The sequence below is a fragment of the Embleya sp. NPDC050154 genome (genome assembly GCF_044460165.1).
Taxonomy (GTDB): domain Bacteria; phylum Actinomycetota; class Actinomycetes; order Streptomycetales; family Streptomycetaceae; genus Embleya.
In genome coordinates, this window is record NZ_JBITJP010000010.1 from 114,320 (window position 1) to 130,528 (window position 16,209).

Here is a 16,209-nt window from a genome sequence, read left to right on the forward strand (position 1 = left end):
ACAGGCCCGAGGTGCCCGGTCACCCGACGACGGCCGCAGGCCCGACGGGCTCCGGCCCCCGCCCGGAAACCCGCCCGAGCCCGCGGCTCGCCTCAGGAACCGACGCCCGGCTCACCGTGCTCCGCCGCAAGTCGCTTGGGCGCGGTGAGCCGCCACGCGTCCACCACCATCGCGCGCAGTTCGTCCTCGTCGTCCACCGCCGACAGGTGCACGCGGATCCAGTTGCCCGTGTCGTCGTGCCCGTCGCGCAGGAAGAACTTCTCCGGCTCGGCCCGGATCAGCTCGGCGCGCTCCTCGATCGGGCACTTCATGCCCATCGACGCGTCGTCCTCGCCCAGCCAGACGAAGATCTTGCCGGCGACCCGAAACGTGGGCATGCCCCACGCGAGCTTCTCGGTCGTCGAGGGCAACGCGAGCGCCAGTCGACGCACGTCGTCCGCGGTGGCTGCCATCGCCTTACCTCCATCAACCCGTTCCCCCGGCCCGCCCGCCGCCGAGGACGCCGACTGCCGCCCGGTCCGGGCGGGTCGGCCGTGCCCGCGACAGGGCCGACGGCACGCGACGGTCGCTCCGACGACCGACTCGCACCCTATGTAAACGACCCGACACCGGCCCGCCGAGCGCAAGAGGTGTCGCACTTTCTTGACCACTCGTTCTCGAATGTTCTAGAGTCGCCCTCGTGGCCAGGACCAAGGAATTCGATCCCGACGCCGCCTTGCAGGCCGCTCTCGAACTCTTTTGGGAGCGCGGCTACGAGGCGACCTCGATGGCGGACCTCGTGGCTCGCCTCGGCATCGCCCGAGCGAGCATCTACGCGACGTTCGGCAACAAACACGACCTCTACCTCGCGGCGCTCGACCGCTACCGCGAGAGCCGCAACCCGGAGCTGTTCGAGGAGTTGTCCCAGCCGGGCCCGGTACTGCCGGCCGTCCGGGCACTCGTCGAGCGGTTCGCCCGGCAGGCGTGCGAGGAGCCGACCCGGCTGCGCGGCTGTTTCCTCACCAACACCGCCGCCGAGCTGGCCGCGCACGACCCGCGCGCGGCGCGGATCGTCGAGCACGGCTGGAGTCAGATGGAGACCAATCTGACCGTCGCGCTCACCCGGGCCAGGGCGCAGGGCGAGCTGGGTCCGGATCGGGACCCGCAGGCCCTCGCCCGCTTCCTGCTGGTACTTCTGCAAGGAATGCGCGTGGTCGGCAAGGCCGGCCCCGACTCGCTGCGCCTGCGGGACGCGACGCAGCAGGCGTTCGCCCTGCTCACCTGAACAGCCCCCGAACGGCGCGGCACTCGTCGCACCACCGGACACGCACGCCTTGATTCCAGAACGATCGATCTGTAAAAGCTGACGGCGACGGGGGGTACCGGCATGACAGGTCTGACCGGAATGGCCGGAAGCAGAGGCACGGACAGGGAAATGGACACGGAAACGGCTACGAGAACGGCCCCGACCACGGGCCTCGGCTCAAAGAGCAACACGAGCACACTAGCCCCCGCCCCCGTCCCCTCCCCCGCCCCGGCCCCACGCGCCACCCTCGCCTTCGTCCTGCTCGGCACCGTGCAGGCCACGCTGATCTCCACCATCACCATCATCGGTGTGCCATTGCCCGACATCGGCCGGGAATTCGGCCTGGGGTCGGCCGATCTGGTGCTGGTCAGCGCCGCCTACGGGTTGCCGTTCAGCGGACTGCTGTTGTTCGGCGGTCGGCTCGCGGATCGGTACGGCGGGCGCCGGATGTTCACGACGGGCCTGGTCGTGTTCGGCCTCGCGTCCATGGTCGCCGCGTTCGCGCCGGGCTTCGCGGTGCTGGTCGCGGTGCGCTTCGGGCAGGGCCTGGGGGCGGCGTTGACCGCGCCGGCCGCGATGGCGGTGCTGCGCGCGGTGTACCCCGAACCGGGCGCGTATCGGCGGGCGATGGCGACCTGGGGCGGCCTGTCCGTACTGGGCGCCGCCGCCGGCAACCTGGCCTCGGGCGTGCTCACGACGTGGGTGTCCTGGCGCTGGATGTTCGTCGTACCGGTCGCCGTGGCCGTCCTGGGTCTGCTCCTGACGCCGCGTCTGCTGCCGGCCGGGCGCGCCCCGTTCGGCGAGGCCGCCGACGGGACGGCGGCCCCGTCCGGCCGTCGCCCCGGGCTCGACCCGATCGGCGCGATCCTGGCCACGGTCGGCATCACCGTCACCGGGTACGGCCTGACCGTGACCGGCGACCACTCGTGGGCGTCGGCGGCCGTACTCGTCCCGCTCGGCGTCGGCGTGAGCCTGCTCGTCGCGTTCCTGACAGTCGAGCGCCGGGTGACCGATCCGCTCCTGCCGCCGGGCTTCGTCGGCGATCCGCGTCGGATCCTGGGGCTGGTCGGGGTACTGCTCGCGGCGACCGGCACCGGCCTGATCAGCTTCCTGATCTCGCTCTACCTCCAGCAAGGACGGGACTGGTCGCCGCTCGCGACGGCAGGCGCGTTCGTACCGTTCACCCTCGCGCTGATCGCGACCGGTCGCGCCGCCGGCCCGCTGATCACCCGGTACGGCCCGGGCCGCGTCACCGTGCTGGGACTGCTGATCGGCGGCGCGGGCCTGCTCCTGCTCGCCCGCCTGGACGACCGCAGCCGTTACGCCCTCGACCTCCTCCCGGGCCTGGTCCTGCTCCCCGTCGGCGCCGCCCTGATCTTCGCCGGCACCGCCGTCCTGGCCACCAGGGATATACCCGTCCACCAGGCGGGCCTGGCCGGCGGCGTGCTGAACACCGCGATGGAACTGGGACCCACCGTCGGCCTGGCCGCGCTGATGTCGGTGGCCGCGACCCGCGGCGACGTGATCGTCGGCTACGCGTGGGCCTTCGGCACGGCCGGAGCGGTCTTCCTCGTGGCGGCCCTGGCGGCCCTCGCAGCCTTCCGCCCGGCCCGCGGCCGGGACCACGACCGGGCCCCCGACTGGGACCACGACCGGGCTCCCGACTGGGACCACGACCACATCCCGGAGCCCGACCCGCAACGCACCTGACCGGCGGAGCACCCGCACCCGTCGACTCCCCGACCCACTCACCACCCACACAACCCGCAAGACTCTGGAGACCCACCATGTCCGCACGTTTCACTGCCAAGACCGTCCTCGTCACCGGCGCCGGCTCGGGTGGCGGCCGGGAGGTCGCACTCGCCTTCGCCCGGGAGGGCGCCGCCGTCGTGGTCGCGGGCCGCGGTGCCGCGCCGCTGGCGGAGACCGTTCGCCTGATCGAGGCCGAAGGCGGCCGCGCCGCGGCCGTCACCGCCGACGTCACCGACTCGGCGAGCCTGGCCGCGCTCGTCGCCCGCACCGTCGAACTGTTCGGCGGCCTCGACGTCGCCGTCAACAACGCCGGTGTGATCCTGGGCATCGGCCCGCTCGGCGACGTCGACGAGGCGGACTTCCGGGCCGTCCTGGACGTCAACGTGACCGGCACCTGGTTGTCGATGAAGCACGAGATCGGCTACATGCGGGCCAACGGCGGCGGGGCGATCGTGAACATATCGTCCAACCTCGGTGCGCACTCCCGGCTGGCCAATGTCGGCGCGTACGTCACGTCCAAGGCCGCCGTCAGCGCGCTCACCCGCAACGCCGCGCTGGACCACATCGGTGACGGTATCCGGATCAACGCGGTCAGCCCGGGTCCGCTGGACACCACCATGTCGCTGCGTCCGGGTGAGACCGAGGCCGGCCGGGCGGACCGGATGAAGGTCGAGAACCCGTCCGGTCGGATCGGCACGCTGACCGAATTCGCGGCGGCCGTCCTGTACTTGGCCTCCGATGAGGCCGGCTTCGCGGTCGGCACCGACCTCGTCCTCGACGGCGGCGCATCGGCCTGACCCCGCTCGCCCCCGCCCGCTCCGAGCTCCGGCCCGGCCGCCGTCCCACCGACCCGGCCGGGCCGCCTCGGCACGCTCCGGCACTGCGCTGCGCTCTGCACCCGCGATCGCGCGCGCCCACACGCGACCGTCCCCCTGCCCGCGCCCATGCCCGCGACCGTGCCCGCGCCGTGAAAATCTCCCGCGCTCCGGCCGTCGAAGACCCGAGAGCGCCACAGGGCCGAGGGAGACCGTACGCCCGAGACGCCACGCCGGCCATGCCGGCCACAAACCGTCCCCGCGGGCCGGGCGGCGCATCAGCCCGCCGCCGGCACCACCAGGTCCAGACTCGGCCGGATCGCCGCGAACGCCCGCTCCACATGCTCCGCCAAGCCCGGCCCCGCCCCCTGCTCGGTCCATGCGCGCTGCGCCCAGTGCCACGCCGCGATCATCGTGTCGAGCGACAGGTGCACCAGGATCCGGTCCGGCGCGGCCGGACCGAGCCGGTCGATGACCGTGTCGACGGCGGCGTCGCTGGTGTCCGCACAAAAGCGCAGGCTGTGCGCGTTCAGGGCGGGCGTCGCCTCGGCGATCCGTCGACTGGCCGTGAACCGGTCCGCCCAGTCGTCGGGCATGGTCGCCAGGGTGTCCGTCAAGGCGGCCTGGTGGATCGCCAGGAGAGACCCTCGCAACGGGCGTTCGGCCAGGTCGGCGAGATAGGCGGACCACAGTTCGCGCTCCGGGGCGAGCGCCACGTCCTCCTTGGACGCGTAGGTGCGAAAGAACGTGCGCTTGGAGACCTCCACCGCGCGCACGATCTCGTCGAGCGTGGTCGCGTCGAAGCCCTTCTCGGTGAACAGTTCCAGCGCGGCTTGGGCCAACGCCTGCCGCGTGCGCAGCTTCTTGCGTTCCCGGAGCGGCAGTTCGGTGGTCATGCGGGCCAGCCTACCTCGATTCGCCTATCGGCCGCTAAAGCCACTTGTACGCAAACGCCACTCAGTGGCACAGTAGGCGTCTCCCGTCCACCTCCGCACAGGAGCCATCACCATGCGCGCCCTCGTCATCGACCACACAGCCCCCGGTCACCTCACCCTCGCCGACGTGCCGGACCCCGAGCCCGCACCGCACGAGGCGCTCGTGCGCGTGCGGGCGATCTCGCTCAACGCGGGCGAGGTCCACTTCACCGTGCCGTTGGGCGAGAACGGCACCGTGCCCGGCTGGGACGCGGCCGGCGTGGTCGAGCGCGCCGCCGCGGACGGTTCCGGGCCCGCGGCGGGAACGCCCGTGACCACGCTCGGAGACGGCGGCGCGTGGGCCGAACTGCGCGCGGTGCCGACGAGTCGGCTCGGTGTGCTGCCCGAGGGCATGCCCGCAGCGTTGGCCGCGCCGCTGCCCGTGGCGGCACTCTCCGCGTTGCGGGCGCTGCGGCGGATCGGTCCGATCCTGGGTCGACGGATCCTGATCACCGGCGCGGGCGGCGGGGTGGGCCGGTTCGCGGTGCAACTGGCCGCGCTCGGCGGCGCCGAGGTGATCGCGGCCACCGGGAATCCGGCCCAGGCCGACGATCTGCGCGCGCTCGGCGCCGCCGAGGTGCTCACGGACGGGCTCCCGTACACGACCGCGCCGGTGTACGGCGTCCTGGACAACGTCGGAGGACCGCACCTGACCGCCGCGTACGACCTGCTGACGAGTGGCGGAACGCTGGTCGCGCTCGGCCACGCGTCGGGAGTGGGCGAGGAGTTCGCGTTCGGCGCGCTGTTCGGGAACGAGGGTCGGCACAACCGCTCGCTGGTCACCTACTACCTGCTCGACGACATCGAGGGCATCGACGCCGATCTGGGTTGGCTCGCCGCCCGGACCGCGCGCGGCGACCTCGACCCGCAGATCTCCTGGCACGACTCCTGGACCAAGATCGCCGAAGCCGCCGAACTGCTCGCCGACCGCAGGCTCGGCGGCAAGGCGGTCCTCGACGTGACTTCCTGAGAGCCGGCGGCCCGGCCCGTGACTTCATGAGGGCCGGCCGGCCCCGTGACGACCGGCGGCCCGACCCCGTGACGTCGTGCGGCCCGGAGCCCGGCCCCTACTTGCGCTCGAGGATCGGGGCCAGGGCTTCGGCGGTCTCCTCCGGCCGCATCGCGTAACTCATGTGATCGCCCGGGAACTCGGTGACCGGCAGGTCCAGGCGCTCGGCGAGCAGCGCCGTGGTGCGGTAGAGCAGCGTCTGGACTCCCTCGGCTCCGACCGCCGTCACCAGTGGGGCGCCGCGCAGAGCGGTGAGGTCCGGTTCGAAGCGGCTGAACGCGCGCAGTTCGCAGGAGAAGTTGAACTCCACGTTGGCCTGCACGCGTTCGAGCAACTCCCGGATCGACGCCGGCATCTCCGCCGCGGGCTCGGGCGGGGCAGCCACCCCTAACAACGCGCAGAGTTCGTCCATCGCGGCCCTCGCACCGGCGGTCACGAACAGGTCGCACACGGCGTCGAACCTCGCGTGCCACTGCTTCGGTTCGGGCAACATGCCGAGCACGAGCGGCTCGTGGGCGACCAGCAGTTCGACGCGCTCGGGATGACGGGCGAGCAGGTCGAGCCCGATGGCGGCGCCGGTGCTGCTCCCGAAGATCGCCGCCGGTTCGGCGGTGAGCTCCCGAAGCAGCCGGAACGCGTCGTCCGTGTGCTGTTCGACCCGCAGCTCGACCCGCTGCTCCTCGGGCGGACCGGTGAGCCGGCTCCGGGAGTTGCCGCGTCGGTCGTAGGTGACGACCGTACGGCGGTCGGCGAAGCGATCGGCCAGCCCCGCGTACAGGGCGGTGTCACCGTTGCTGCCGTTGATCATCAGCAGGACCGGCCCGGAGCCGCGCACCTCGTAATAGAGGTCGGCTCCAGGAACGGCCAGGGTGCCGGAATTCATCAGATCTGCCTTCCGTACGAGAACCCCTTACAGACCAACGCTACGGATGCCACCGACGCCCCGTCCGGCGAACCGACTTTCCCACCCGGGCCCGATCGCGGCCCGCTCCCGGCCGATTCCTCACCACACCGGGACCTGTCGAGGCTTGTGCCCAGAGCTCGTCCAGGCCCTCCACTCCACAATCAGGCTGCCGTCGTCGATACTGCTTTCGCCATGCCGGCTCCTTGCGGGTGAGAGTGGCTCAAGGCTCGCCCGGCACGGTCGGGGCGCTCGGCGGGATCGCGGGCGCGGCACGTCGTCCGTCGCCCACGACCAAGGACCGCCGACTTCAACGGCTCTTGTACGCACCGCCGTTGACGTTCAACACCTGGCCCGTGACGTGCCTGGCGGCGGGTGAGGCGAGGAACGCGACGGCGCCCACGATGTCCGCGGGCGAGCCGGCCCGCCGGACCGACGTCGCGGCGACCAACCGGCCGCGCCGCTCGTCGGTGAGGTTGTCCCGGAAGAACTCGGTGTCCGCGATGTAGCCCGGGGACACCACGTTGGCGGTGATGTCGCGCGGGCCGAGGGCGTCCGCGAGGCCGACGTTCCAGGCGGCCAGTCCGGCCTTGGCCGCGCCGTAGGAGCCGGACCCGGTGTCGGCCGCGATCGAGCCGATGCCGATCACCGCGCCGCCGGCGGCCAACCGGTCCTCGACCGCCCGGGTGGTCAGCGCGGCGCCGACCAGATTCGCGTCCAGATTGGCCCGGAACGCCCGGGCGAAGCCGGCCAGGTCGTCGGTCGCGCCGTGGTCGAAGTCGGTGTTGCCGCCCGCGTTGTTGACCAGGACGTCGATGCGTTCGGGCAGTTCGGCCACCAGTCGGGTCAGCGCCTCGGGGTCGGTGTGGTCGCAGACCAGCGCCCGAGCGCCGGTCTCCTCGGCGGCGGCGGCCAACGGTTCCGCCCGCCGACCGGTGATCGTCACGGCGTCGCCGAGTGCGGCGAAGTGCCGAGCGACCGCGAGCCCGATACCGGTGCCGCCACCGGTGACGAGGATGTTGCGTGCCATAGGATGACCTCCACGTCGTTCGTTTAGATCTAAATTCAGGTCTGAACGTAACACCCGAAGGAGGCCCGATGGCAACCGAGAATCCCGAGGACCTGCCCGACGCCCGCACCGAGGCGGGCGTGTCGGCGGGTACGGCGAGCGTCCGGGACGGCGAGGAACGGGTCGGACACAGCGTCGAGGAGATCGCCGCCGCGTGGGAACGGGAGCGGCCCGGGACGCCGGTGTCCTCGATCGGGATCGTCACGCCGATCTGGCGCCTGGCCAAGCTGCTCGGGGACGACCGGCGCCGGGTGCTGGCCCGGGCCGGGGTGGACACCGCGACGCTGGACCTGCTCAGCGTGCTGCGCCGCAGTGGGCCGCCGTACACGTTGGGCACCCGCGAACTCGGTCGACGCTCGCTGGTCACCGCGGGCGCCGTTTCGCAGCGGGTCGCCCGCGCCGAACGCGAGGGGCTGGTCGTGCGGCGGCCCGGGCCCGGTCGTGCCCGGTCGGTCGAGATCGAACTGACCGAGACGGGGCACGCGTTGGTCGAGGCGACGGTGGATCGGGTGCTGACCCGCGAGGCCGCGCTGATCGACGGGCTCACCCCCGATCAGCAGACGCAGCTCGCGGGTCTGCTGGCGATCCTCTTCCGTGATGTACAGCACCGGCTGGGCGACGACCGGCTCAGCCAAGTGGGTGACGAGCACGCCTGACCGGACCGCGCCCTCGAACGCCGCCGCCCCGCGCGCGGCGCCGTGGATCCGCCTACCCCCGCGCCCCTGTCGCCGCCACGCGCGCTCCCGGAGTCGTCGACGCCGCGTCCACCGGTCGCGTATCGGTCGACCCTCCCGTCACGTACGCGATCGTCTCCACGTCCGCCGGCGTGCACACCAGCACCGTGGTCTCCGGAGCCTCCGCCGGCACCAGCAGCGACATCGCGAACCGCAACGGCACACCTCGCGGATCCCGAACTCGGCCCGCCCGGCCGCCGTCGACCGCGCCGGACCGCTCGGCCTCCGCGAGCGCGGGTACGCGACCCGCCGCCCGCGATCCGCCGTCGGCCCGCGCCGCAGGCCCCCACACCCGCACGGTCCGGGCCGCGAACACGCCCACCGCGCGGCAGTGCCACCACGCCGCCAGGTCCGGGCGCGCGGTGCGCAGGTCCGCCGTGATCGCGCGGTCGCGTGCGTCGTCGGGGCGGGTGCGCAGGTGCCGGACCAGGTCGAGCGCGACCGTCTCCCGCTCGGGGAACCCCGGCTCGTACGCCGGATCGGTCAGCAGCATGAGCAGCAGGTTGCGGCGCTCGGTCGGCACCGCGCGCGGGTCGGGCCAGGTCGCCCGCCAGGCGTCGTTCCAGGCCAGTACGTCCAGCGCCCGGTCCAGCACCAGCGCCGGGGTGGCCGGCCAGCTCTCGACCATCGCTCGGAGGCCGGCGGCCGGGGTCGTGCTCGGGCCGGCCGGTACGTGGAAACCGGCGAGTTCCAGGACGTGCCGACGCGCGTCGGCGTCCAGGCGCAGCGTCCGCGACACCGCTTCGAGGACCTGGCGCGAGGTGTCCACCCGGCCCTGTTCGAGCCACGTGTACCAGGCCACCCCGACCCCCGACAGCGCCGCGACCTCCTCGCGGCGCAGGCCCGGCGTCCGGCGGCGCGGCGATCGGGGCAGTCCGACGGCTTCGGGGGTGAGCAGTTCGCGATGGGCGCGCAGGAACCCGCCCAACTCGCGCCGGCGATCCGGCTCGTCCTCGGTGGCCATCGGCCCAGCCTATGACCGTTGGTCACCGTATGAACCGGAGCCTGCCCCGACCGCGGCGACGCCGCGAGGGTGGTGGACGTACCGATGAACGCCGCCGGCGCCGATCGGCCCGGCACACAGCCAAGGGACCCCGATACCGATGACCACCGAACCGACGACCGGACCGACCACGGGACCGACGACCGGATCGGCTGCCGGACCGGCTGCCGAACAAACAACCGGACAGACGACCGGACCGACCACCGAACCCGACCCCGCCGCCGCCGACATCATGTGGCGCCGCAGCAACGACTCGTCCACGCTCGCCACGCCCCGCGCGTTCCTGCGGGTCTTCGTGGAACCCGGCGACCTGGAGCGGGCGACCACGTTCTACGAGGAGCTCCAGGGCGTCGAGCGCGACATGTGGTTCACCTTCCGGGAGTTCGGCATCGCGCTCTCGGCGGTCGGCGGCTTCCTGCTGATCGAGGGCGAGGCCGAGACGGTCGAGCGGTTCCGGTCCACCACCGGCACCCTGCTCGTTCCCGAACTGGCCCCCTACCTCGAACGCCTGACGGCGGCCGGCGCGGAGATCACCGAGCCGCCGCGCCGCGTACCCACCGGCGCGGGCCTCACCGCGCGGCACCCCGACGGCACGATCGTCGAGTACGTGGAACACCGCCCGACGCCGGAAGGTCGCTGAACCACACCGGGCCGTCCGGGATCCCCCGCACGTGGTCTCGGCATCCGGATCCCGGCGTCACACCACCGCGCCGGCCTGCGGATCGGTCGGATACACCGAGATCTCCACCAGGTTCCCGTCCGGATCCCGCACGTACACGCTGTCGATCGGCCCCAGCGCGCCCGTCCTCCGCACCGGCCCCTCCTCGATCGGCACTCCGGCGCGGAGCAGGTCGGCGGTGATCGCGGTGAGTGGGGGTTCGGCGACGAAGCACAGGTCCGCGCTGCCCGCGGTGGCGGCGCGGGCCTTCGGCTCGAACTCGGCGCCCGCCCGGTGCAGGTTGATCTTGCCCGCGCCGAACCGCAGAGCGTGTCTGTCGTCGCCGAACGTCACCGGCTTCATGCCGAGCACTCCGGCGTAGAAGTCGATCGTGGCGCCGATGTCGGCGACGGTCAGCACGAGATGGTCGAGCCGTTCGATACGCATGATTCTCCCTCGACACCGTTCGCCCGTCGGGCCGGCGACCCGACGCCGGACCGGCGGGCTCCCCATCACTACCATCCGGTCGCCGGTCCTACCGGCTGCCGGCCTTCGTGTTCGCGAGCACACGTTCGCACTCGGCCCACGCGGGGGCGCTGAGCAGCGGGCGGAAGCCGGTGAGCAGGTCGAGGAGGGCCGCACCCCAGCGCGCGTGGGCCTGCGGGTCGATCTTGACGATATCCAGTTCGTTGGCCGCGGTGAGCTCGGCGAAGTCGCGGCGCTCGGCCTCGGTGGGCCGGTAGGTCCGGCCGGTGAAGCGATCCCGGAAGGTGCCGTCGACGAGCGTGCCGTGGCTGGCGGCCCGGTCGCAACTGGCGTAGAAGTACACGATGCGCTCGGCGTCCACGCCGATCCGGCCGGCGAGTTCGGCCCGGCGGTCGAGCGGGAGCAGCGCGGTCGCGAAGCCGTCGGTGCCGTAGAACGCGTGGCACTGGCCGGCGCTGCGCAGTTCGGGGCGGGCGCCCCAGGTCTCCAGCAGCGCCTCGACCCGGCTCAGATGGGCGAGCAGGGTTCCGCCGGGATGTTCGATGCGGTCCCCACCGAGCATGCGGATGTAGTCGACGATCATGTGCCACCCCTTGCCATGTAATGGGTCGGCGCCGATGGTTCGGTGGCCGCCCGATGACCTCGGGTTCACGATAGCGCTGACGGACCGTCAGATCCCAGGGGCTCCGGAATACACCTTGCGAGGTGTTCGGGTTCGGCCCGGCGATCACAATGCGGGGAATGACGGCATGGTCGTCCGCTTTGTGGATAGCGTCGAGGTCTGCTGCGAACGAGTACGGAGAGCACCGTGGGACCGGATCAATTCTGTCTGGTGTTGTTGCGACGCATGAGCGATTACCAACCCGACCTGGTCGCCGACGCCGTCCGCGAGTTGGAGTTCACCCGCACGCGGATGCGCGAGGTCAACGCGCAATGGCAGCGCATGGTGCGCTCCCGCTCGGTCGGCGGCTCGGGCCGCGCGTACCGGGCCGCGCTCGGCGAACCGGCCGGCCGGGCCGAGCGCAGGATCGGGGATCTCACCGCCGACGCCCAGTGGTGGGTGTTGCCACTGTGGCCGGGGCTGCGTTTCGAGGTGCTCACCGGCCCCGACGGGCGGGTCTGGCAGGAATGGCTGGTCAGAGCCGATCCCGCCGGCATTCCGCCCGTCGAGAAGGTGGCCGACCTGCGGCCGTGGGAGTTCGTGATCGGCGACGTCGCCCTCGCGTTCCCGCAACTGCGCCATGTGGAGGGATCGGCGCCGAGTCGGTGGGGGAGCTTGATCACCGAGGGTGCGGCGACCTACCGCCTGGACTTCGTCTGGGGCCTCCTCCAAAACGTCACCCGCCTCGACGCGGCAACCGACCCGACAACCCCGGCCGAGCAGGCGGTTTAGGTAGTCGGCGGACTACCTCGTCGTGTCGGCGGCCGTCGTCACGACGAACGCTCTCCCCGGCGGGGCCGGGGAGGTCGCGGCGCCGGTCGGGTGGGACGGGGTACCGACCGCCGCCGTCCGGGGCCCGCGCGCGCCTCAGCGGTCGAAGCGCACCCGTAGCGACTCCGGGCCGCGGAGCGCGGTGCCGAGCAGGCCCCGGATTCGGGTCGGCTCGGCGAGTCGCATCGTCGGCAGGCGTTGCAGCAGCACCTTGAGCGCGGCCCGGATCTCGGCGAGCGCCAGCCAGGTGCCCAGGCACACGTGCGGACCGTCGCCGAAGGCGAGCGTCGGCCGGACCCGACGGCCGATGTCGAACACGTCGGGGTCCGGGTAGTGCGCCGGGTCCCGGTTCGCCGCCGTGATCGCGAAGATCAGCGGTGTCTCCGCCGGTATGTCCAGTCCCAGACCCTGCCAGTCGCGGACCGGCGCGGGGCAGATCCGGGGCAGCAGTCCCACCGGCGGCTCCCAGCGCAGCGACTCCTCGACCGCCCACTCCAGTTCCGTGTCCGGGTCGGCCAGCACGCGGGCCAACTGCTCGGGGTGGGTGAGCAGTGCGTACAGGGCGTTGCCCAGGGCCAGGTAGGTGGTGTCGGCACCGGCCGGGAAGAGCAGCCGCAGGAAGGACAGGATCTCCTCGTCGGTGAGCCGGCGGCCCTCGGCCTCGGTGCCGGCCAGCGTCGAGAGCAGGTCGTCGCCCGGGTCGATCCGGCGGCGCGCGACGATCGGCGTGACGTACTCGGTGAACTCGCGCGACGCGCGCTCGGCCGCGTCCGGCGCCATCGGGAAGTGGAACAGGTCGACGGCCCAGCGGCGGAAACGTTCCTCGTCGTCGACCGACAGCCCGAGCAGCCGGGTGATCACCTGGACCGGGTAGCCGTGCGTGAACTCGGTGACCAGGTCGGCCTCTCCACGCGCCTCGAAGCGGTCGACGAGTTCATGCGCCAGGGGTTCCAGGATCGCCTCGACCTGGTCGGTGACGATCTTGCGACGGAAGGCCGGCACCACGAGCTTGCGGTTGATCCGGTGCTCGGCGCCGCGCATGCACTGGATGGTGTGCCCGAGCACGGGTTCGGTGGTCGCGGAGTAGATCGCGGCCGCGGGGAACGACTCCTCGTCCTTGAACGCCGCACTCACCAGATCGTGGGTCAGGAACATCACCGCGCGCGTCCCCAGAAACGGCACGAGCGCGTACGGCTTCCGCGCCCGAGCCGCCGCGATCAACTCGTGCGGGTTCGGAATGTCGTCGAAGGCGAAGTCGTATCCCTCGATGTCGAAGGGCGCGTCCAAGTCACGCACCACGGGCACATCGCTCATCCGGACTCCCCGGTCAGCCCTCGGCGTCGCATCGCAACCACCTGTCGTCGATGAGTGGTTGACGAATATTCGTCGCCGAAGTGACGTATATTCATTGACTCTAGGCATGACGTCGAGCGCGGACAAGAGGTCCTCATGGTTGCTTCGCCACCCACCGATCGGGTCGTGGCCGTCGTCGAGTTGATCGCCGCCGCCGCGCCGGTCGGGTTGAGCGTGTCGGAGGTGGCCGCGCGCCTGGACCTGAACCGGTCCACCGCGACCGCCGTGCTTGCCGCCTTGGAGTCGCCGGGGTGGGTGCAGCGTGGGGCCGATCGCCTCTACACGCTGGGGCCGGGTCTGCTGGCGGTCGCCGACGCGGTACACGCGCGGGTTCGGCCGCCGGACGATGCGGCGGAGGTGTTGGCGGGGCTCGCGGAACGGGTCGGCTGCGGGGCGGCGTTGTCCCTGGTCGGTACGGACCACGTGGTCTTCCTCGTGGTGGAGCCGGGTCCGGGACTGGTGCCGGCGGGGATCGAGGTGGGCACCCGGCTTCCGCTGCGACCACCCGCAGGCGCGTCGGTGATGCCGTGGCGGCCGGCTGCCGAACGGGCCGCGTGGCTCGCCCACGCACCGGAGTTGGCGCCGGCCCTGGACACGATCCGCTCCCACGGGGTCGCCGCGTGGCGCCCACGCACCGACTCGACGGAACTGCTGGCCGTCCTGCGGGACGTGGTGGGCCTCCTGGACGAACACCCGGGCCGAACCGCCCTCCGCGCACGCGTCCGCACCCAACTCGCCTCGATCAGCGCCCACCCGTACACGGACGCCGACCTGACCTCGGACGAACCCCTCCCCCTGAGCTACCTGGCCGCCCCCGTCCGCGACCCCCGGGGCCGCCCAACGCACGAGCTGCAAATCGGGCCCCTACGCAATGCCGTAGGCCCGACGGAGCGCCATACATACATCACGGAGCTACGCGCGACAGCGGCCCACCTCTCCACGATGGCCCACCCCCGGCACGTCGACGCCTCGGACTCGGGCCCACGCCGTTGAACGCTCGGTGACACTGCCATGATCCTCGTCATGGGTATCCGCATCACACCGGCCGAGGTGGGCGACTACCACCGGGTCCTGGCCGACCACCCCCGCTATTGGGGCAAACGCGATCTCCGATCGCTGCATCTACTCGCACTGGTACAGGAGTTCGGTGCGACCTGCCTGGTCGCCCGAGCCGAGGACGGTATCCGTGGGTACGTCTTCGGGTTCGTCACCCCGGAGGGCACCGGGTACGTGCACCTGATCGCCACGCGAGACGATGCTCGCGGAAGCGGTCTCGGACGTCGTCTGTATGCGGCGTTCGCCGAAGCGGCGGAACGTCAGGGTGCACGGCGGTTGAAGGCGATCACGTCGGTCGGGAACACCGGCTCGATCGCCTTCCATCGCAGCCTCGGCTTCGAAGCGAGGATCGTCGACGACTACAACGGCCCCGACCAGCGGATGGCCGTCTTCCACCGAGACCTGCCGTTCGACGCCTCGCGCTTCCGACCAGTCGGCCCTCGCTTGTAGTTGCTCGCTGGTACTTCGGCCGTTGGATCACGATCTTGCCGCGCCTGCCAGTAGGGCAGTCGCTCAACGCGCGGGGCGTGACCTTCAGAGCCCGTAGGCGAGGTCTGTACCGCCGCTGACCTCGATCAGCCAGGACAGCGAGTCGCTACCGAATGGCCAGCCGGTGGTGGCCACTTGCACCCAGCTGCCCGATTCATCGGTTCCCGCGTGCCACCACCACCAGCTGCGATCGACGCGGGCCCGTTCCTCGGTCGGGTCGAAGTAGTCCAGCCAGCTCAAGAGTGACCACGGTTCCTGGCATATGGCCACCTTCTGCTCCGGCGTCATCGCCCGCCACTGCCGCAGCCAGGCGTCGACATCGAAGGACTCGTCATGCTCGGGCGCACACTGCTCGACGAACCACGCCAGCAGCAACTGCGGCCACCGCTCATCTGCAGGCCAGTCACTCATCTGCTCGAGCACACGCGTCAATACCTCACGCGCATTCGTGATGACCTGGGCCGGATCCTCGGCGGCGAACCGGACACGCACAAGAAACTCCCGGTGCTGGTTGTCCTCGACTCCCGGTCCGGATCGAAGGCGCCGTAGCTCGCCCTTCATAGGGTCCATGGTGAGGAAGTGTGCACCACCACCGGCTCGTCGCACCTCGGCGCCGCCAGACCCCAGGGGCCATGAACTCCATGACCGGGTGGCTGCCTGTCGTCGGTAGCGGGATGTGCGGGCGCGGGGCTGATGCCGCTGCCACTGTAACCAGCGCAGATGGTGCGCGAAGTCGTGGGCCGGTTGACCGGTGCCGCGAACAGGTACTGGATCCCATTGACGGTCAAGGGCATCAGGCCGTGTGAGCCGGGCGGTCGCGGCGCTCGGCGGCTGCGGTGACGCCCACCGGCCGGGGTCGTCGGCCCAGGAACGTGCCCTCGTTGTCGTGCAGGTGCCCGACCACAATCGGGTCGGGCCACTTCGCTTTCCCCGGGAGAGCAGGACACCCCGTCACTCGCGGTCAAGGCGACGGGGCGCCCGAAGCGCGAATCAGGCGCGCAAGGATGCCGTCAGGGCTTTCCAAGAGGATGCATCGACAATAAGGTGCCCAACGCTCGGATCCTTACTATCGCGCACTGCCGCACCACCCTTGATCGACCCTGCCGCTTCGACACATTCATTCGTGGCACCGCTATAGCTACTCTTGCGCCATGCGCCGACCACGGCATCGAATGAGAACACGATTCACCTCT

Annotated in this window: 19 protein-coding genes; 9 read left to right on the top strand and 10 right to left on the bottom strand. The window is 71.6% G+C overall.

The window, feature by feature from the left end; genetic code table 11:
• Positions 1 to 92: 92 nt before the first annotated feature.
• The gene (locus ACIBSV_RS22015; RefSeq protein ID WP_395865501.1) at positions 93 to 452 is read right to left on the bottom strand and encodes an MmcQ/YjbR family DNA-binding protein; all 360 of its coding nucleotides are present in this window, start codon (positions 450 to 452) and stop codon (positions 93 to 95) included.
• Between the two features lie 227 nt (positions 453 to 679).
• On the opposite strand from ACIBSV_RS22015, the gene ACIBSV_RS22020 reads away from it, so the two are divergent.
• The 3 genes from ACIBSV_RS22020 (at position 680) to ACIBSV_RS22030 (ending at position 3,834) form a co-directional block, all read left to right on the top strand.
• Positions 680 to 1,264: a TetR/AcrR family transcriptional regulator gene (locus ACIBSV_RS22020; RefSeq protein ID WP_395865503.1), complete on the top strand. Its 585-nt coding sequence runs from the start codon at positions 680 to 682 to the stop codon at positions 1,262 to 1,264.
• A 150-nt stretch (positions 1,265 to 1,414) separates the two neighbouring features.
• Positions 1,415 to 2,995 carry an MFS transporter gene (locus tag ACIBSV_RS22025; protein WP_395865505.1) on the top strand — a complete coding sequence of 527 codons (1,581 nt, stop codon included), beginning with the start codon at positions 1,415 to 1,417 and terminating at the stop codon, positions 2,993 to 2,995.
• A 77-nt stretch (positions 2,996 to 3,072) separates the two neighbouring features.
• Complete coding sequence (locus ACIBSV_RS22030) at positions 3,073 to 3,834, top strand: SDR family NAD(P)-dependent oxidoreductase (protein WP_395865507.1); 762 nt, start codon at positions 3,073 to 3,075, stop codon at positions 3,832 to 3,834.
• A 296-nt stretch (positions 3,835 to 4,130) separates the two neighbouring features.
• Here ACIBSV_RS22030 and ACIBSV_RS22035 read toward each other — a convergent pair whose 3' ends face one another.
• Positions 4,131 to 4,748, bottom strand: coding sequence for a TetR family transcriptional regulator (locus ACIBSV_RS22035; protein ID WP_395865508.1), 618 nt, complete (start codon positions 4,746 to 4,748; stop codon positions 4,131 to 4,133).
• Between the two features lie 112 nt (positions 4,749 to 4,860).
• Here ACIBSV_RS22035 and ACIBSV_RS22040 point away from each other — a divergent pair, with 112 nt between their 5' ends.
• Positions 4,861 to 5,796: a zinc-binding dehydrogenase gene (locus ACIBSV_RS22040; protein WP_395865510.1), complete on the top strand. Its 936-nt coding sequence runs from the start codon at positions 4,861 to 4,863 to the stop codon at positions 5,794 to 5,796.
• A gap of 97 nt (positions 5,797 to 5,893) precedes the next feature.
• Here the strand turns inward: ACIBSV_RS22040 and ACIBSV_RS22045 are convergent, their stop codons facing one another.
• Positions 5,894 to 6,718: an alpha/beta fold hydrolase gene (locus ACIBSV_RS22045; RefSeq protein ID WP_395865512.1), complete on the bottom strand. Its 825-nt coding sequence runs from the start codon at positions 6,716 to 6,718 to the stop codon at positions 5,894 to 5,896.
• A gap of 328 nt (positions 6,719 to 7,046) precedes the next feature.
• Entirely contained in the window at positions 7,047 to 7,766 is a 720-nt protein-coding gene (locus ACIBSV_RS22050; RefSeq protein WP_395865514.1) for an SDR family NAD(P)-dependent oxidoreductase, read from the bottom strand.
• Positions 7,767 to 7,834: 68 nt separating this feature from the next.
• Here ACIBSV_RS22050 and ACIBSV_RS22055 point away from each other — a divergent pair, with 68 nt between their 5' ends.
• The gene (locus tag ACIBSV_RS22055; protein ID WP_395865516.1) at positions 7,835 to 8,461 is read left to right on the top strand and encodes a MarR family winged helix-turn-helix transcriptional regulator; all 627 of its coding nucleotides are present in this window, start codon (positions 7,835 to 7,837) and stop codon (positions 8,459 to 8,461) included.
• Between the two features lie 52 nt (positions 8,462 to 8,513).
• Here ACIBSV_RS22055 and ACIBSV_RS22060 read toward each other — a convergent pair whose 3' ends face one another.
• A complete protein-coding gene (locus ACIBSV_RS22060; RefSeq protein WP_395865518.1) occupies positions 8,514 to 9,503 on the bottom strand; it encodes a helix-turn-helix domain-containing protein in 990 nt (329 codons plus the stop codon).
• A gap of 139 nt (positions 9,504 to 9,642) precedes the next feature.
• On the opposite strand from ACIBSV_RS22060, the gene ACIBSV_RS22065 reads away from it, so the two are divergent.
• Positions 9,643 to 10,182, top strand: a complete 540-nt coding sequence (locus ACIBSV_RS22065; RefSeq protein WP_395865520.1) for a VOC family protein — start codon at positions 9,643 to 9,645, stop codon at positions 10,180 to 10,182.
• Between the two features lie 57 nt (positions 10,183 to 10,239).
• Here ACIBSV_RS22065 and ACIBSV_RS22070 read toward each other — a convergent pair whose 3' ends face one another.
• Together ACIBSV_RS22070 and ACIBSV_RS22075 are read right to left on the bottom strand one after the other, a co-directional pair.
• On the bottom strand, positions 10,240 to 10,647 hold the full coding sequence (locus ACIBSV_RS22070) for a VOC family protein (protein WP_395865522.1): 408 nt from the start codon (positions 10,645 to 10,647) through the stop codon (positions 10,240 to 10,242).
• Positions 10,648 to 10,735: 88 nt separating this feature from the next.
• The gene (locus ACIBSV_RS22075; RefSeq protein WP_395865524.1) at positions 10,736 to 11,269 is read right to left on the bottom strand and encodes a DUF6817 domain-containing protein; all 534 of its coding nucleotides are present in this window, start codon (positions 11,267 to 11,269) and stop codon (positions 10,736 to 10,738) included.
• Between the two features lie 264 nt (positions 11,270 to 11,533).
• On the opposite strand from ACIBSV_RS22075, the gene ACIBSV_RS22080 reads away from it, so the two are divergent.
• Positions 11,534 to 12,079, top strand: a complete 546-nt coding sequence (locus ACIBSV_RS22080) for a hypothetical protein (protein ID WP_395865526.1) — start codon at positions 11,534 to 11,536, stop codon at positions 12,077 to 12,079.
• 135 nt (positions 12,080 to 12,214) lie between these two features.
• On the opposite strand, the gene ACIBSV_RS22085 is transcribed toward ACIBSV_RS22080, so the two are convergent.
• Positions 12,215 to 13,432 (bottom strand): cytochrome P450, encoded by a 1,218-nt coding sequence (locus ACIBSV_RS22085; RefSeq protein WP_395865528.1) that lies wholly within the window; start codon positions 13,430 to 13,432, stop codon positions 12,215 to 12,217.
• 135 nt (positions 13,433 to 13,567) lie between these two features.
• Between ACIBSV_RS22085 and ACIBSV_RS22090 the strand changes: the two genes are divergently transcribed.
• Both ACIBSV_RS22090 and ACIBSV_RS22095 read left to right on the top strand, forming a co-directional pair.
• On the top strand, positions 13,568 to 14,464 hold the full coding sequence (locus tag ACIBSV_RS22090) for a helix-turn-helix domain-containing protein (RefSeq protein ID WP_395865530.1): 897 nt from the start codon (positions 13,568 to 13,570) through the stop codon (positions 14,462 to 14,464).
• An 18-nt stretch (positions 14,465 to 14,482) separates the two neighbouring features.
• Positions 14,483 to 14,977, top strand: a complete 495-nt coding sequence (locus ACIBSV_RS22095) for a GNAT family N-acetyltransferase (protein WP_395865532.1) — start codon at positions 14,483 to 14,485, stop codon at positions 14,975 to 14,977.
• Positions 14,978 to 15,061: 84 nt separating this feature from the next.
• Here ACIBSV_RS22095 and ACIBSV_RS22100 read toward each other — a convergent pair whose 3' ends face one another.
• A complete protein-coding gene (locus ACIBSV_RS22100; protein WP_395865534.1) occupies positions 15,062 to 15,577 on the bottom strand; it encodes a hypothetical protein in 516 nt (171 codons plus the stop codon).
• A gap of 429 nt (positions 15,578 to 16,006) precedes the next feature.
• Entirely contained in the window at positions 16,007 to 16,198 is a 192-nt protein-coding gene (locus tag ACIBSV_RS22105) for a DUF397 domain-containing protein (RefSeq protein WP_395865536.1), read from the bottom strand.
• Positions 16,199 to 16,209 lie beyond the last annotated feature (11 nt).